This window comes from Microcoleus sp. AR_TQ3_B6 (assembly GCF_036702785.1).
Lineage (GTDB): Bacteria > Cyanobacteriota > Cyanobacteriia > Cyanobacteriales > Microcoleaceae > Microcoleus.
This window is the reverse complement of sequence record NZ_JAUBVJ010000001.1, coordinates 213,352-229,875: the sequence shown is the minus strand read 5'-3', so window position 1 is coordinate 229,875 and position 16,524 is coordinate 213,352. Positions and strand designations below refer to the sequence as shown.

At 43.1% G+C, this 16,524-nt stretch carries 19 protein-coding genes; 8 read left to right on the top strand and 11 right to left on the bottom strand.

Translation table 11 applies throughout. From position 1 onward, the window contains the following. Positions 1 to 217 (bottom strand): hypothetical protein (locus QUB56_RS01040; protein ID WP_332952392.1); only part of this gene is annotated, 217 nt, incomplete at its 3' end. Here QUB56_RS01040 and QUB56_RS01035 point away from each other — a divergent pair. Next, positions 211 to 777: a transposase gene (locus tag QUB56_RS01035; RefSeq protein ID WP_332952391.1), complete on the top strand. Its 567-nt coding sequence runs from the start codon at positions 211 to 213 to the stop codon at positions 775 to 777. The two genes, QUB56_RS01040 and QUB56_RS01035, sit on opposite strands and share 7 nt — an antisense overlap. Before the next feature lie 323 nt (positions 778 to 1,100). Here the strand turns inward: QUB56_RS01035 and QUB56_RS01030 are convergent, their stop codons facing one another. Continuing rightward, positions 1,101 to 1,871 carry a class II glutamine amidotransferase gene (locus QUB56_RS01030; protein WP_332952389.1) on the bottom strand — a complete coding sequence of 257 codons (771 nt, stop codon included), beginning with the start codon at positions 1,869 to 1,871 and terminating at the stop codon, positions 1,101 to 1,103. Positions 1,872 to 2,409: 538 nt separating this feature from the next. Between QUB56_RS01030 and QUB56_RS01025 the strand changes: the two genes are divergently transcribed. Together QUB56_RS01025 and QUB56_RS01020 are read left to right on the top strand one after the other, a co-directional pair. Beyond that, positions 2,410 to 2,622: an ATP-binding protein gene (locus QUB56_RS01025; RefSeq protein ID WP_332952444.1), complete on the top strand. Its 213-nt coding sequence runs from the start codon at positions 2,410 to 2,412 to the stop codon at positions 2,620 to 2,622. Between the two features lie 81 nt (positions 2,623 to 2,703). After that, a complete protein-coding gene (locus tag QUB56_RS01020; RefSeq protein ID WP_332952386.1) occupies positions 2,704 to 4,623 on the top strand; it encodes an iron uptake porin in 1,920 nt (639 codons plus the stop codon). Between the two features lie 997 nt (positions 4,624 to 5,620). Here the strand turns inward: QUB56_RS01020 and QUB56_RS01015 are convergent. The 3 genes from QUB56_RS01015 to QUB56_RS01005 all read right to left on the bottom strand — a co-directional run bounded on the left by QUB56_RS01015 (position 5,621) and on the right by QUB56_RS01005 (position 7,355). Further along, positions 5,621 to 6,511: a thermonuclease family protein gene (locus tag QUB56_RS01015; protein ID WP_332952384.1), complete on the bottom strand. Its 891-nt coding sequence runs from the start codon at positions 6,509 to 6,511 to the stop codon at positions 5,621 to 5,623. Between the two features lie 96 nt (positions 6,512 to 6,607). Beyond that, positions 6,608 to 7,186: an ACP phosphodiesterase gene (locus QUB56_RS01010; protein WP_332952381.1), complete on the bottom strand. Its 579-nt coding sequence runs from the start codon at positions 7,184 to 7,186 to the stop codon at positions 6,608 to 6,610. Positions 7,187 to 7,196: 10 nt separating this feature from the next. Then, complete coding sequence (locus tag QUB56_RS01005; protein WP_332952379.1) at positions 7,197 to 7,355, bottom strand: ribbon-helix-helix protein, CopG family; 159 nt, start codon at positions 7,353 to 7,355, stop codon at positions 7,197 to 7,199. A gap of 124 nt (positions 7,356 to 7,479) precedes the next feature. Between QUB56_RS01005 and QUB56_RS01000 the strand changes: the two genes are divergently transcribed. After that, positions 7,480 to 7,671, top strand: coding sequence for a hypothetical protein (locus QUB56_RS01000; RefSeq protein WP_332952377.1), 192 nt, complete (start codon positions 7,480 to 7,482; stop codon positions 7,669 to 7,671). Continuing rightward, positions 7,671 to 7,958, top strand: a complete 288-nt coding sequence (locus QUB56_RS00995) for a hypothetical protein (RefSeq protein ID WP_332952375.1) — start codon at positions 7,671 to 7,673, stop codon at positions 7,956 to 7,958. Before QUB56_RS01000 ends, QUB56_RS00995 begins: the two co-directional genes overlap by 1 nt. A 7-nt stretch (positions 7,959 to 7,965) precedes the next feature. On the opposite strand, the gene QUB56_RS00990 is transcribed toward QUB56_RS00995, so the two are convergent. The 5 genes from QUB56_RS00990 to QUB56_RS00970 form a co-directional block, all read right to left on the bottom strand. Next, complete coding sequence (locus tag QUB56_RS00990; RefSeq protein ID WP_332952373.1) at positions 7,966 to 8,115, bottom strand: hypothetical protein; 150 nt, start codon at positions 8,113 to 8,115, stop codon at positions 7,966 to 7,968. Positions 8,116 to 8,125: 10 nt separating this feature from the next. Next, positions 8,126 to 8,707, bottom strand: coding sequence for a Uma2 family endonuclease (locus tag QUB56_RS00985; protein WP_332952370.1), 582 nt, complete (start codon positions 8,705 to 8,707; stop codon positions 8,126 to 8,128). 131 nt (positions 8,708 to 8,838) lie between these two features. Beyond that, positions 8,839 to 10,809, bottom strand: coding sequence for an acetate--CoA ligase (gene acs / locus QUB56_RS00980; RefSeq protein WP_332952369.1), 1,971 nt, complete (start codon positions 10,807 to 10,809; stop codon positions 8,839 to 8,841). A 121-nt stretch (positions 10,810 to 10,930) separates the two neighbouring features. Then, positions 10,931 to 11,293, bottom strand: a complete 363-nt coding sequence (locus QUB56_RS00975; RefSeq protein WP_332952367.1) for a DUF5615 family PIN-like protein — start codon at positions 11,291 to 11,293, stop codon at positions 10,931 to 10,933. Next, a complete protein-coding gene (locus QUB56_RS00970) occupies positions 11,271 to 11,786 on the bottom strand; it encodes a DUF433 domain-containing protein (protein WP_445243297.1) in 516 nt (171 codons plus the stop codon). The genes QUB56_RS00975 and QUB56_RS00970 overlap by 23 nt, the downstream gene beginning before the upstream one ends. Before the next feature lie 105 nt (positions 11,787 to 11,891). On the opposite strand from QUB56_RS00970, the gene QUB56_RS00965 reads away from it, so the two are divergent. Continuing rightward, positions 11,892 to 12,551, top strand: coding sequence for a restriction endonuclease subunit R (locus QUB56_RS00965; protein ID WP_332952442.1), 660 nt, complete (start codon positions 11,892 to 11,894; stop codon positions 12,549 to 12,551). 117 nt (positions 12,552 to 12,668) lie between these two features. On the opposite strand, the gene QUB56_RS00960 is transcribed toward QUB56_RS00965, so the two are convergent. Then, positions 12,669 to 12,926, bottom strand: coding sequence for a hypothetical protein (locus QUB56_RS00960; RefSeq protein WP_332952366.1), 258 nt, complete (start codon positions 12,924 to 12,926; stop codon positions 12,669 to 12,671). 287 nt (positions 12,927 to 13,213) lie between these two features. Here QUB56_RS00960 and QUB56_RS00955 point away from each other — a divergent pair, with 287 nt between their 5' ends. After that, entirely contained in the window at positions 13,214 to 14,545 is a 1,332-nt protein-coding gene (locus tag QUB56_RS00955; RefSeq protein WP_332952365.1) for an AAA-like domain-containing protein, read from the top strand. 19 nt (positions 14,546 to 14,564) lie between these two features. Continuing rightward, positions 14,565 to 16,524, top strand: a 1,960-nt coding sequence (locus QUB56_RS00950) for an AAA-like domain-containing protein (protein ID WP_332952362.1), incomplete at its 3' end; no start/stop codon positions are given.

The following is a 16,524-nucleotide window of genomic DNA, read 5'->3' as shown; positions in this document are numbered from 1 at the left end:
AATCCCAGAAACCGGGTTTCTGCGATAATTTTGGCATCTCACCGAAATTTTGGTGAGAAACCCGGTTTCTGACTCCCGCGCGATCGCCCCCAATCCCAGAAACCGGGTTTCTGCGATAATTTTGGCATCTCACCGAAATTTTGGTGAGAAACCCGGTTTCTGACTCCCCCGGTTTCTGACTCCGGTTTAGCCACTCACCTACCCTTTGATATGCCACGTCGCCAAGTTATCTTGCAAGCGGGTAATTACTACCATATTTATAACCGAGGCAATAACCGTCAGCTTATCTTTTTTGAGCGAGAAAACTATATTTATTTTTTACGCCAATTAAGAAACCATCTGATTACTAATGGTGTCGATATTATTGCGTATTGTTTGATGCCAAACCACTATCATTTATTAGTTTACTTGAAAACGGATCGTTTTTCCAAGCTGATGCAGGCGTTTACTCTGTCTTATGTTAAGGCTATCAGTAAACGCTATCAAAGGGTGGGTTCATTGTTTCAGGGTCGATTTCAGGCGATTCATGTAGATAGAGAAGAGTATTTATTACACTTAACTCGCTATATTCACTTAAACCCAGTCTCTGCTAATATAGTTGAAAAAGCAGAGAATTGGGAGTTTTCTAGCTATCAAGAATATATTGATTTGCGCCAGGGAAATTTACCTAAAATAGATGGAGTGCGATCGAAATTTCAGTCAGCAGATGCTTATCGTTACTTTTTAGAAGATTTAACTAGCGATCGATTAATCCAGCATTTAACCTTTGAAGAATAGAAAGAAACCAAGAAACCTGGTTTCCGTCCCACATCCAAGAAACCGAGTTTCTGCGATAATTTAAGGGCGTTGCTGAAATTTGGTTAAGAAACCCGGTTTCTGACTCCCACGCGATCGCACATCTCTACTAATTGCCCTTTGAAATAAGTTCGATATTAACAAGTTAACAGAGGACGACATGAACTATCAACTTTATTCAGATGTCATCTTGCTATGCGATGCCCAGAAGTCGGCATTTGGTCGAGATTTTGCTCGTACTGGAATGCGGCAATACACAGATTTTGCAGCCGCTTCGTAGCGGTCATTTAACTTAACTTCAGCGGTTAAAATCTGACCGGGCAACCATCCTGAAAAACCAGCAATTCTCCCGGTTTAATTTGCGTCCAAACTTCATTATCAGTCAGCGGGAAAGTGGCAATAACAGCCACGCGATCGTCCTCATTTGTCAGTTCCCGAAAATCCACAGTCACATCCTCATCGATCGAGTGCGCGCTAGCAAAAGGTGCTTGTCGCACAATATAATGCAGATTAGTAGAACAGTGTACGAACAAATGTTCTCCATCAGAAAGTAAATAATTAAAAATTCCGTACTCTGCCAAAGTTTTAGTAATTTCCTCCAGTACCGGGTAAACTTCCGCTAAAGCAGGCTTGCTTTGAGGAAAAGTCGAGCGCAGCTTTTCTAATATCAAACAAAAAGCTTTTTCGCTGTCAGTTTTGCCAACAGGTTTGTAAACTCCGGCACATTCTGGAGAAAAATCTTCGAGATTTCCATTGTGAGCAAACACCCAATAGCGCCCCCAAAGTTCCCGAATAAAAGGGTGGCAGTTTTCCAGAGCAATTTCGCCTTGGGTAGCTTTGCGGATGTGAGCAATCACGTTAGTTGAATGAATCGGATAGCGACGCACTACTTCAGCAACCGGAGAAGCAATCGCAGGTTTAGAGTCTATAAAAAGGCGACATCCCAAACCTTCAAAGAAAGCAATTCCCCAACCGTCTTGATGAACGTCTGTTCTGCCACCTCTTGCAGAAAAACCCTCAAAAGAAAAGCAAATATCTGTTGGAACATTGCAGTTCATTCCCAGTAATTGGCACATAGCTTTTAAATTTCTGGAGTTAGGATGGATGTCGCAGCTATTGGCAGCTACAGATTGGCGATGACAGTATTATAGTATTAACGGGTTTAGATAAGTTAAATATACTTAATATTTTTGTTTTGTCAACCGTAATGATACAGAACTTAAAAAAGTTAGCGATCGCTAAAAAAAATTCTCGCGTTTCCCTCCTAACGATGTTAAGCGATAAATCGCTCGGCACTTTTTCCCCTGCAGGCAGCTAGTATAAAGTGTTAGCCGATATCCGGAAAGGAATTGATAGCACTTTGATGATTTTGCAGCACCGTTTGAAGACCAATAATAACCGTTCGGCTATTCAAATTATTAAAAATTATGGCGAGATTAGTTTGTTTAAATGCTATTAGAACTGAATTTGGTGTTTATGAACAACCCTGAAAAAGAGGCTCGATGATTTATACAAAGCTAAGCAAAGGTGTATTTTTGCATCGATTACATCCGCACCCAACCTCATTACTATTAATACACTATTACTACTTAGTTATATGAGCGAGAGCGAGATATTTGGATTAAAATCAAAGACAATGGCACAGGAGTGTCTGAGGAAATAATATCGCAGATTTTTTACTCTTCATTCACTACAAAATCTGTTGGGAAAGGAACCGGATTGTCAATCAGCCGTCAGATAATGGAAGAAACCCAGGGTGACAGTTTGACTTGTTCGTCGGTTTTGGGAGAAAAAACGGGATTTACGATCGCCCTTCATCTCGCATAGTACGCGCGTGCGTAGCTATCCCGTAGGGAATCCCCCTTTCTCTCACTTTTTTTGCTGTTTACTCACCAGGTAGAATTACTCATGAAAAATCACAAGTGCGATCGACAAATTGGGAAAATCCTTAGCAGCTTCATATTAGGATTCGGATTGCAGGCATTATTCAGCATTCCAGCATTAGCAGAAACGATAGATCCTGAAACAACAGCAAATAGTGCAAATTCGGAAGATCGAGTTAATGAATGGTATCAATTACCCGCAGCGACAAATAATCTACCGGATAAAATTGAGGGTACTCGCGATCGCAAATCAGTCGAAAATGCTCAGAATGTAGATCGAAATTTACCAATTAATCCCACCTCCGAGCAACTTCTACCTATTGCCAGTGAGATAGAAACCAACACATCCAACGCCAGCGAGACGCAGCCCGCAGAAATACCTCCGTTAGTAGAAGAAAATAAATTAGAAAATCCCCCATTAACTGACCCTGCTGACAACTCAATGGAACAAGTCACCTCAGTTTCGCAACTGGGCGACGTACAGCCGACAGACTGGGCATTTCAAGCACTACAATCCTTAGTAGAAAAATATGGCTGCATAGCTGGATACCCCGACGGAACCTATCGCGGAAACCGCGCTATAACGCGCTATGAATTTGCAGCCGGAGTCAATGCTTGTTTAAATAAAATCCGCGAGTCGATGGCCCCAAAAACCGAAAACCAAGTCAACCGAGATGACTTGATAAAAATCCAAAAATTGCAAGAAGAATTTGCCGCCGAAATTGCCACGATCCGAGGCAGAGTGGATGTGCTAGAAGCGCGAACTAGCGAATTAGAAGCAAATCAATTTTCGACCACAACTAAGCTATCAGGATTCACAATATTTGGGATACAAGGGCGTACTCCCAACCGTGCCGATCGCAATCCCAGAGACGGCAAAAGAGATACCAAAGACCCCGGTACAAATATCAACACCATCAACCTAAATCAATTCTACTTAACCACTCAATTTAGTCCTCGCAGTAACTTATTAATCGGTTTTTACAACCAGAACGGAAGCAATTCACCACAATTAACCAAAGACGTAGACCTTGCTTATAATATAGCCGAAACTTCTGGATTAACTGTCAGCGACCTCAACTACCGCTTTCTTGTCGGCGACAAATTGGCAGTGTTTGCAGGGACAGCAGGAGTCAACATGATTAACGGTTTTCGAGGGCCGAATCGGGCAGAAAGTGCAGCTTCGGGCCCCCTTTCTGCCTTCGCCCAAAGAAACCCAATTTTGAACACTGGTTTGGGTTTAGGCGGCATCGGCATTGACTGGCAATTTGCCAAGCGAGCCAGTTTCCAAGCAGTTTATTCTACTAACATTCCCGGATTTTTTGTCAGTTCTAATGGGTCTACAGGACACAATACATTGGGTCTACAACTAACTCTGACACCAGCAGATCCAGTCGATCTTACTGTCTATTATGTTAACGATTATTCGCCGGACGGTAATCTGATTACTTTGGCTGGCGATAGCCAACTAACTGCTATCAATCCCAGCACAAACAAGTCAGCATCTCTGCAAACAAATGCAGTTGGAGCCAGTTTAAATTGGCGCATTTCAGCGCGAGTTTCTCTGGGAGGCTGGGCGGGTTATACTAATTCTCGCATTCCGGGTAAATCTGGTACGGTAGCAACTACTAATTATATGGTTTTTGTAAATTTTCCCGATTTGTTTAAAACAGGAAATTTAGGAGGAATTTATATCGGGCAACCGCCTAAAATTGTCAGCAGCAATTTACCTACAGGCAATAACGTTCCTGATTTTTTAGATACGGGTTTAGGGCGTGAGGGCGGGCAACCCGGAACGACTACTCATGTAGAGGTATTCTACCGCTGGCAGGTGAATGATAATATCAGCGTCACTCCTGGATTGATCTTAATTTTTCAACCTGGTCACACTCCTGATAGCGACCCGATCGCAGTTGGTGTATTGAGAACTTCCTTCTCTTTTTAATAGTGTAATGCTTTGGGGGCGGGTAAAGTCGATCGATCGCCAATTGCCAACGATTTTGGTGAACCCGCCCCGCAGCAACGGCCCACAATAAAATTTAATTTTCGCTTAACAGGCAGGATGCCTGTTAAGCGAAAATGCTGCTGTGGGCGTCAGCAGACAGTGATTAAAACCCCAGCGGGAGGTTCTAAGATTTTTTCTCAGTAAAAACCCCCTATCTTTACTAAAGCTTTACATTTAGTAGTAATACCAAATCCGGGTTAAATATCCCCTTTATTCTTTAGTCTGCGGAGGCGGACACAACCTTGTGCAGACGCGATTTCAATATCATATTTCATAAAGGGGATGACCAACCAGGATTTAGTAGTAATTTCTCAGTTTATATCTTTCTTTCCTATATAAAGATACCTAATTTTGAAATTAAAAAAAATCCGCATAAACACGCTTGAAATATAAATTTTCCTAACTTAATCTATTAAAAGAAGCAGTAGTAATAGTTCTTTAAGTTTAGGTAGAGATAAAGATGCTTAAATCAACGGGGTATGTTTGGTGTATGGGCTTTGCCGTAATTTCTGCTATGACTGCCTATCCGTGTCAGGCACAAATAACTGTCAAATCGCCGATCAATGTAACTGAAACACAGAAAAACACAAGTACCGAGTCACCTAATGTTGCTCACACTTCTGCGAGCGAGCTCTGGAAAAATCTTAACATTTCTAATTTTTTCACCCTCTCAGAGTTGAAGAGCACACCTCCTAACTCTCGTCCTCCTATAACAACTACTCAAAATCAATCTGCACGCACAAATCCCTTAGGGTGTCGATTTTTTGATACTCCTTTAATGCAGCAATAAATGTTCCTGCATATCTTGATAAATAGAAGAGCATAGCTGAATAGAGGGCGATCCTTTTTTAGGGTCGCCCTCTATTTGCGCGCTCATACTTCCTAATAAAATTAGATGCAGTAAAAAGTATTGATGAAATTAACTCTAGTTTAGATATTATCGGGGAAAATCTGAAAGTTGTTTGATATCCTTCAAAACTATTTGAGGCTTCCCTTTGTATTGTTCTACCTTCCCACTGACATAAACATATCCGCGTCCCAGGCCCGCATAACGCTTCTCGATTAGACGCTTCAAGGGAGCCATTTCAGCAGTTTCAGCATCCGGTATCCACAAATCTAATTTATGATAAACTGAGCCAGCATAAATCAGAGCGCTGTCGCCAATCCATTTACTAATTCCCGCCTGCAAATCGCAGAAAATAGTAATAGATTTAGCTCTCTCAGAAGCCGCTAAGATTTTCGGGTAGTGCAATCTCACAGAAAGCACTCCTGCGGTTGCTTCCGACAACCGGAACTCTTCAACAATCGAGCTTCGCATCGACCACCAAGGCAGTAAATTACCATAGTTGCGAGAGGGAATTTTGGCATTGGTAATCGGATTCCAAATCATCAGATTGTAAGCTTTAGCTGCCGATTCTGCCTCAGTCATTTGTCGGTGATACAATCGGGAGCGTCCGTATTTGACAAAGTAGGGACTCCAGCCTTCTTGAATCAGTTTGAGATTGTAATTTTCTCCATCTTTATGTATGTAACAGAGGAGACGCCCGTAGTTATCGCGGTGTTTTTCGAGAGCCACTTCAACCGAATCGTCTGTATCAAATTCTATGTCAATTTGAGTAAGTCCGCCGCCATCCGTCGCAAAGTATTTTTTAGCCATTTCCGAAGCTGCTTTCCCCGCTGCAGTTACAGGTTTGGAGCCTCCAGAATGACTTTCTTCTGTATCGACGCAAATCAGCCGCAGAGACTCGGTTTTGCCGTTGAGAGAAATTTTGATGCTGTCGGCATCAACTACTTTAGTTACTTGCAGGTTCGGAATTCTGGTTGCCATATTTTCAACCCTGTTGCACTTGAGATTTCATGCAGGTATCGCTTGAATCATACACGAGTTTGCTATCAATAGCAACAGTAATTTTTGTTGTTTGTATTAATATTTGTCAACTGTGGCGTATTTTATCAAATCGGGGAAAAAATCACGAAAATCCGATTCTAAGCGCTGATAGTTAGCTGTCAAATCTTCTATGCCGCTTGCCAAGTTATTTGTCCGCTTGATTCGGGCAGACATTCTTGTAAGAGTGATGCCGATTTCGGCAATTTCCTGATAAGATGAAAGCAAGTCGCGGGCAATTATTGTTGGCAGCACGCGCTGGAGAGATTCAGGCAATATATCGCGATTGTCTTGCAGGACTTTATAGACATGGCGAGAAAAATCTGGTAGCGGAATTTCTGAATATTCCCGCCAATTTTTAGCCAAGAAGTGGTCGTAAAACACGTCAACCAAAACTCCAGCAAACCTGCGTCTATCGGCGCAAACAAGGCTTTTACTCGATCGCACTATGGCGTGAGAGTCCGTGTAGCTATCTACTTTGCGGTGCAAATCGATGCCCTTTCTAATTTCCTCGGGATAAAGGTTGAGGGCCGTTCCTTTGACAAAATCTCCTAAGAGGTTGCCAATCAGGGATTCTGGCGTACCTTCTGATAAGAATAGATGAGCCAAATAATTCATCGATTATCAATTAATTTTTGTGGAGCGATCGAGTTTCACCTTCCAAGCTCCTGATATATTCGCGAATCACATCGGTTTTTGTTCGACCGCTGTTCGCGCAATAAGCTTCCAGCCGAAGCATTTCGATTTCAGGCAGTCGAATGGTTAGAACTTTAACATTGTTACTCATACTGCAATTATACTGAAAAATGCAGTACAATTATAGCAGATAAATGCGCCTTGGCAGAATGTTGCCGCACCATGCCAAGACGACTTCCCCGAAGTTGAACGTCCAACAAAGGAGCAATTTAATTATGATTCAAGATCCAGAAAAAGAACCAGAACGCTGGGACGAGCCGATTTTAGCGGATAACCCCAAGCAAGCGAAACAGGAGTGCCAAAAACGAGCCGATCGCTACCGGGTTGAATTAGAATCTGTAACTCAACCCCGAAAAGTTGAAAATCGCCCTCAAGTCTACCGTTGCAACTACAAGGAGAAAGAATAATGGCTGTTCTGGAATGTGTAAAACCGGGTGCTAAACTCGGTCAAATTATTCTTGCCGTCGATCTTACTGTTGCCGGTGCAGTCGATCGCATTTTAGCAAAAATTCAAGACTTAGGATATGACCCAGAAATCCGTCATCTCAACTATCCGTCTGGAGTTCACGTCTTGGCAATTCTCAAAGACGAACAGCATTCAGAAGCAGTCGATGATGACTACTTGTTAGACGAGTGGCTGCAAGTAAGATCGGAAATTAACCCCGATGCGGTTCATTTGTGGCGCGGTAAATAAGCTGTTTTTAGTATATCCGTGAATCTTGGATAGCACAAGAGCGATCGCCTAACTGTAGTATGCGGGCGATCGCTCCACCGACGTTCAAATATTGCTTGCGATCGATTGACTGATGCTCGATCGTTTCACAATAGAAGCTTAAATCTTTGTAAACCAAACTGATCCCATCACAATATTGACTGCCTAAACGCTCTAATAGCTTCCCCAGCATCAGTTTCCGCCATCAAAATACAGCGTTTCATCAAATCGAGATCGAGGTTATTGAGTCCGGGTAGCTGACTGCGATCGCTATTTTCATAGCTACCATCTTGGAGATGATATATCTTCAGTAATCCATCTTCCCAAAACCAAACCTCTGGAACACCTAAAGCTTGATAGCGCTCTAACTTACTGATTCCTCCACTGGTAAAGACAACTTCGATCGACAAATCTGGAATTTGTTTTACACTCCCAATGCAGTAGGATTCGTCTGCTTGCACAGAGACAACTCCCGATCTTTCCTGCGTCATTGCCCCTGTGGGCTTGAAGAAAATTCCCTGTTCGACGAGAAAGGTAGTCACTAAGTAACCGATAACATGAGCAAAAGTTTCGTGGTCTTCTCCAGGCATCAGAATCTCGATCGTCCCATCATAGTAAAATAGTCGCACTCTAGGGGAGCCTTCAAAGCCTTTTTGGATAAATTTAAACCGTTCCCACATTCCATGATGAACAATTCGCTGATCTGTAGTTTTGCTAAGTAGTGGAGGCATCGCGCTCAGATCCAGTCCAGAAGTTATCTTGATTGTAGCTCATATTTAACAATTAAACCGCCGATGAACGCAGATGTAATCTTATCTGCGTCCATCCGCGTTAATCAGCTAAAATCTGCGGTTGCACACCCCTACGCACCGCCCCGCAACTTATCCAAAACCGTCCGGTCTTCCAAAGTCGAAGTATCCCCAGAAACCTCTTGTCCCGCAGCCAAAGAACGCAGCAAACGCCGCATAATCTTCCCGCTTCGAGTCTTCGGCAAAGCATCAGTAAATCGAATTTCGCCAGGACGGGCGATCGCCCCAATTTCGTTAACAACGTGCTGCTTCAACTCAGACGCCAATTCATCGCTAGGTTTCTGCGAGTTGTCCAGCGTGACAAAAGCCACAATTTCCTCACCTTTAATCTCATCCGGTTTACCAACAACTGCAGCTTCCGCCACCGCTGGATGCGATACCAAAGCCGACTCAACTTCCATTGTGCCGAGTCGGTGTCCGGCCACATTAATTACATCATCAACGCGGCCCATTACCCAGAAATAACCATCTTTGTCCTTGTGCGCGCCGTCCCCTGCAAAGTACAAAAATTCGCCATCTTTCGGGCGCAAATATTCCCAATAAGTGCGGCGAAAACGGTCTGGATCGTTGTAAAGTGTACGCATCATTCCCGGCCAAGGATGTTTGACAACTAAATAACCGCCGCTTTCGTTAGTTACTGGTTCGCCCTCTTGGTCAACAACATCAGCCACAATTCCGGGAAACGGTAGGGTTGCAGAACCGGGTTTTGTAGGAATTGCACCGGGCAAAGCGGTAATCATAATTCCCCCGGTTTCTGTTTGCCACCAAGTATCGACGATCGGGCAATTCGAGTTGCCAATTACGCGCTGATACCACATCCAAGCTTCAGGATTGATCGGTTCGCCGACGGTTCCTAACAATCGCAAAGAGGACAAATTGCGGGCGTTGGGCAAGTGTTCGCCCATTTTCATGAATGTTCTGATCGCAGTGGGTGCAGTGTAGAAAACGGTGACGCCGTATTTTTCAATTACATCCCAAAAACAGCCAGGATTTGAAGGGCGAGGAGCACCTTCATACATTAAAGTTGTGGCACCGTTGGACAGGGGCCCGTAGACAATATAACTGTGTCCAGTAATCCAGCCGACATCAGCAGTACACCAGTAAACATCGGTATCTTGGAGGTCGAATATCCATTTGGTTGTCATGTGGGTATAAAGGTTATAACCACCGGTTGTATGGACGACACCTTTGGGTTTGCCGGTACTGCCACTGGTGTAGAGTACGAACAGCATATCTTCGCTGTCCATTGGTTCGGCGGGACAATTTGCCGAGGCACCTTTTTGCAAATCGTGCCACCAATGATCGCGCCCGGGCTCCATGTCAATTTTCTGTTTGGTGCGCTGAACTACGAGAACGTTGGTAACGCTGGGTGTGGCATTATTTGCTAATGCTTTGTCTACTTGTGTTTTGAGGCCGACGGCGGTATCTTTGCGGAAGCCACCGTCTGCGGTGATGACGAGTTTGGCTTGGCCGTCGTTAAGCCGATCGCGCAAAGCTTCTGCACTAAATCCGCCAAAAACAACGCTGTGTACTGCACCGATTCTGGCGCAGGCTAGCATGGCGATCGCAGCTTCGGGAATCATGGGCATATAAATGCCAACGCGATCGCCCTTTTGGACTCCCAATTTTTTGATGACGTTCGCCATTTGGCAGACTTCGCGGTGGAGTTGCGCGTAGGTGAGGGTGCGGGAGTCTCCGGGTTCGCCTTCCCAAATCAGGGCGGCTTTATTTTTGCGCCAAGTGGTTAAGTGGCGATCGAGACAATTGTAAGAAATGTTAATTTTGCCGTTGACAAACCATTTAGCAAAAGGCGGCTGCCAGTCGAGCACAGTATCCCAGTTTTGGAACCAGTCTAATTCTTGGCCGGCGAGTTCTGCCCAAAATGCTTGGGGGTCAGCTTTGGCTTTGTCGTAGAGGGCTTGGTACTCTTCTAGGCTTTTGATGTGAGCTTTTTGGGAGAATTCAGCGGGCGGCTGAAATAGCCGTTTTTCATGCAGAATTGATTCGATCGTATCTTGTGACATTGCTTTTAACTTTAACTTCGGTTAGTCTTTTTAACTATTGTTTGCATAAGTTGGGGCAAAAGTATGTTTATTTTCCTTAAGACTTTGGCGAATTTTGTAAATGTTGGAGCTGCATGAGAAATTATAGCACTGGTAAATTGTAAATTCTATCTTGGTACTCATTATCAAATGATGCTTCATAAATCAGAAGCAGTAGTTCAAGATTTTGACCGATACTCAGCTTGGAATTCAGGATAAAGATTCCTGGAACATGACCATTTTGCTCTAAATGCTCTGTTAAATGAACTGGCATAGAGCGGCGGTTGTTGGTAACAAGAATGAAGTTGTGGATTTCGCACCAAATAAGAATTTCTGGATCGAGAGTGCCTTTGGAAGGTGCTGTTAGTTCTCCCACTGCTAGAACAACCAGATCGGGATTCCGCCTGCGAATTTGGTTAACATATGCAGGCTCGACATTTTCATCAAAGAGATACTGGATTGGCATCAGCTTTGTTCCTTGCCTCTCTTTCTGCTTTAAACTTGCGAAGTTTTTCTGTCACTGGAGGAGGATTGCGAGTTTGTTCTTCTCGCATTTTTTCGCCCCATTCCAACCATTCGGTTATGTACTGACCGACTGCTTCTTTGTTGTGCAGGTAGTACAAAATGGTCGCATAAACTTGTTCGAGGGTGAGGGATGTATAAACGTTAGCAATTTCTTCGGGAGTTCGAGCGCGAAACAGGTATTCATAGAGAATGGTTTCGATGCCGATCCGAGAACCTTTGAGCCGAATATCATCTGGTCCCAGGAAGTTGAAGTAGTCTTCTAGTTGCGTGGTTTGGTGGTTGGCTTCATGAGATTGCTTCTCTTTATTAATTTCTGTTACTTCGGGAACCAGCACAATTACTTCGGCTCGCCTGTTGCGATATAAGTTGAGCGGTTCACCAACGCACAATTGTCCTCGATCGTCGATCGTTGCCATCACTTTAATTGCTTTCATACAATCAACCCGATTTACAGTAGCGATATCTGGTAGGATTATATCATAACAAATCCGATGGTAATGCTTTTATAATTGACATTAACAACCGATCGCACTAAAGCCATGACCCAAAATTTAGAAGCAAGCCAACTCTCGCTAAATGACGTTCGCCGCCTTCTCAAACTGGAAGAACGAGAAGGAGACGCCTTCACCGATTTTTTCTCTTTGGAACCGCTGTCAGAATTAGAACAGCAGGAAATATTAAAAATTAGAACTGACTTTCGACGCTACTTATCCGCAGGAAAAGTTTCAGAAGAACTCGTTAAATTTTTAGTGCTTTCACCGTTAATGAGATTAGCAGGATTTTTTGATATTCCGATTGTGCTGACAATGGAAGATAGCATCCCGATCGAGGTTGAGGATGCGGATACTTTAATTAAAGGGCGGTTGGATGTTTTAGCGGTAAATCAGCCGGATGCAGAGCTCGCGGCGGCACAGTTTTGGATTTTGGTAGTCGAGGCGAAAAATAGTGCGATCGATCCTTGGGCCGGTTTGCCGCAATTGCTGACTTATGCTTATAAAAGTTTGCAGCAGCAATCGTCTGTTTGGGGATTGACGACGAATGGACGTAACTATCAGTTTGTGTATCTGACGCGGGGGAATCCTTGCACTTATCAGATTTTACCAGACTTGAGTTTGACTGACCGAGAGCGCTCGCTCTTGTTGGCGCAAGTGTTGAAAGCTATTTGCAAGTTGCAGTATGTGCAGTTGCAAATAGCTTAACAAGGGCGATCGCATCCCATGTTATTGTGACCAAAAATTTCTTGATGGTACCCGCCACGTGATTTATCCGTGGAATCAATCCCAAATCGCAAATCGCAAATCCTCAAGAAAGAGCATTTATCTCGCGCAAGTCAATCTAAAATCTAAAATCTCAAATCTAAAATCGATTGACGGTGGAGTCGTGCGATCGATCGCTGGAACCTTTTGTGCAGGAGTTGGCGGTTGTTCACTCCGCAAAAGTGCGATCGTACTTGGTGTTAAAGGAATCGTCACTAGGAGGATGGGTACAAAAACTTTCTCTAAGAACCATTTGAGATCTGAGTTAGACTGCTTCTTCAAAAAGTTCCGTCTATTTTTCGGTTTTTCTGGTTTCATTTTTTTTACTTTCTCTCTACATTTCCTACGATATCTGGATTTTTTGTGTTCGGGGGCGATCGTCAATTTAGCCTCCCAAATTAGTTGTTAAGTAAAATTTTGAAGAGAGTGTGAGTGGCGATAGAATGATTTGTGAAAGAGTTTGTGAGAAAAAACTCACAAATCACTTTTGGCTTATAAATTTGTGAAAATTAACTAGGAATTGACTGAACAGCTATCCTCAAGCTCTGAGTTATGCTAATTTAAGAGAAATTAGGCAGGTTTGAGGCTGAGGTGGAATGGAGAAGATGACTAAACAGGAGTTTGAGGCTATCTGTACAGACAAGCTTACACCAAAACAGCGTCGAGTGCTAAGGGAGTTCTTGCAAAATAAGCCAGACCAACAAATCGCTAACTCTCTCACCCCAAAAGTAACGAGGTCCTGTGTCAGCGATCATATTTCAAATATTTGCCAGTCATTTAATATCAAAAATGAGCCGGGTGGAGGATATACGCAACGTGAAGAGTTGATTCTATTATTTGTCAAATACAAACCGGAATTAGTTTGCCAAGAGTTATTAAAGGAATATGGGAAAAGAACCCCTGAACCTCGAAAAATATTAGAATTAGAATTTCCAGAAGGGCCAGTGCCATTAAATTCTGAGTTTTATATAGAGCGTTCCCGAATGGAAGCTGACTGTTATCAGCAGATTTTAGGACGGGGGTCAATGATTCGCATTAAAGCTCCCAAGTTAATGGGGAAAACTTCTCTATTAAATCGCATCATCGAACGCGCCAAAACGAATGATTATCGATTAGTGCGTTTAGATTTTAGAGATGCTGAAACAGAAATTTTTAGTAACATAAATAAATTTTTCCACTGGTTTTGCTTGAATATCAGCCAACAGCTCAAACTAGAATCTAATATCGATAAATATTTACAGGGGCGCGGCGGAATTCTCGTAAATTGCAAAAACTACTTTCAAGCTGAAGTTTTAGAAGCTATAGATTGTCCTTTAGTCTTGGCTTTAGAAGAAATAGACTGTATTTTTTCTTATGAGGAAATTGCCCGAAACTTTCTGAGTATGTTACGAAGCTGGTTTGACGAAACTAAGAAAACAGACATTTGGGAAAACTTGAGAATGGTGCTGCTCCATTCTACAAATGTTTACGTGCAATTACCTGTTAATCAATCCCCATTTAATGTCGGGTTTTCAGTAGAGTTGACCGAATTTAGCCAGCAAAATATTCTAGATTTAGCCAGCCGCCATCAATTATCTTGGGGAACTGATGAAGTGGCGGCATTGATAGCAATGATTGGCGGTTATCCTTATCTAGTACGCACGGCGCTTTATCGTTTGAATTATTCCAATCTATCTTTAGCCGACCTTTTGCAAAATGCAGCTACAGATGTGGGAATTTACCGCCAGTATTTGCAGGATCACTGGGCAAATTTGCAAAATTATTCTGAACTAAAAGCGGCTCTAAAACAAGTTGTCATTGCAGACAGTGCGGTCAAATTAGAACAGGTGCTAGAATTTAAGTTATTGAGTACGGGTTTAGTCAAGCAAAATCAGCATGGTATCACTCCTAGCTGTCGGTTATATCGGGATTATTTTGCAGAAAAATTTCGAGATTAAAGTCGCGTAAAACCATATTATGAATGTTTATCAATATCAAGTTGGTGGCACTTTAGAGTACGAACATCCTACCTATGTTAAGCGTCAGGCCGACAGCGAACTTTATGAGAGTTTGATAGCAGGAGAATTTTGTTATGTGTTGAACTCCCGGCAAATGGGCAAATCTAGCTTGCTAGTACAAACGATGAAACGCTTGCGCGAAAAAGCCGATTTTAAATGTATTGCGATAGATTTAACCGATATCGGTAGAGAAACTTCAGACAACTGGTATTTTGACATTATTTCTCAGTTAGTTCGGGGTGGCGCACTCTCAAGAAAGGTGGATGCTGACAGTTGGTGGCAGCAACGACAATTGCTGTCGCCATCTCAACGATTGAGTCAGTTTATTGAAGATATTTTACTAACAGAAATCTCGCAAAATATCGTTATTTTTATTGATGAAATTGATTCGATTTTAAATCTGAACTGGAAAGATGACTTTTTTCTTTTAATTCGGGCTTCTTATAACAAAAGAGCAATGAATTCTGAATATAAGCGCCTTGCCTTTTGTCTTTTGGGAGTGGCCACCCCAGCAGATTTGATTCGCGATAAAGACCGAACACCTTTTAATATTGGCAAAGCTATTGATTTAACAGGGTTTACTTTTGATGAAGCTCGACCTGCTTTAATCCCTGGCTTAATGCTAGAGCGATCGGAGGAAGTATCAGAGAAGATATTAGCTGAGGTTTTTTATTGGACAAACGGGCAACCTTTTTTGATGCAAAGACTGTGCCGACTGATGGTCTATCAATCGGCCCGTGGGACTTCTGATGTGGAAGCTTTAGTGCAAAAGTACGTCATTGATAATTGGGAAGCGAATGACGAACTAGAACATTTAAAGACAATTAGAGATCGCTTGCTGCTTGACTATCAAGAGCGCACGGCGCTACTGCTCGGTATTTATCAGCAAATACTGACGGAGGCGGAGCAGAAAATCTGTGCTGATAATAGTCTCGATCAAAGAAGGTTACAACTCTCAGGATTGGTCGTCAAATGCAAGGGATATCTACAAGTTTATAACCCGATATACGCCGGTATTTTTAACCTCGCTTGGGTACAGCAAGAATTAGCGAAACTCCGCCCGTACCAGGAAAACTTCGCCGCTTGGATCGCCTCAAATCGTCAAGATACTTCCCGACTGTTGCGCGGCCAAGCGTTGGATAAGGCGTTGCAGTGGAAAGTGGGGAAACGTTTAAGCGATGAGGATAATGATTTTTTAGATGCCAGTCAAGCTGATGAACGCCAAGAACTGAAAAAAAATAATGAATCATTAAGAGAATTCCGTAAACAATTCAGGGAAGTTTTCAAAATCGAAGAAGCTGGACGCAATGCCTTAAAGCTTTTTCAGTCGGATGGAAAGCAAATAGAAGCCTTGCGGGCAGCTATCAAAGCAGGAGAAGATTTAAAGAAGTGGATACCAGATAATCCCCCGCTTTCGGAATATCCCGTTACCAATCCTCTGTTAGTTTTGCAGAATATTCTTGCTAAAATCCGCGAACGACGCCAGTTTGTCGGACATAATGGCTCGGTAAATAGTGTCTATTTTAGCCCGACAGGAAATGCGATCGCTACTGCCTCATATGACGGCACCGCCAAATTGTGGGACTTGCAGGGCAACTGCTTGGTAACATTCATCGGCCATAATAACTGGGTAACAAGTGTCAGTTTTAGCCCGACAGGGGATGCGATAGCTACTGCTTCATCTGACCGCACCGCCAAATTGTGGGATTTAGAGGGCAACTGCTTGGTAACATTCACCGGACATAATAACTCGGTAAGAAGTGTCTGTTTTAGCCCGACAGGAAATGCGATCGCTACTGCTTCATCTGACCGCACCGCCAAATTGTGGGATTTAGAGGGCACCTGCTTGGTAACATTCACCGGACATAATAACTCGGTAAGAAGTGTCTGTTTTAGCCCGACAGGAAATGCGATCGCTA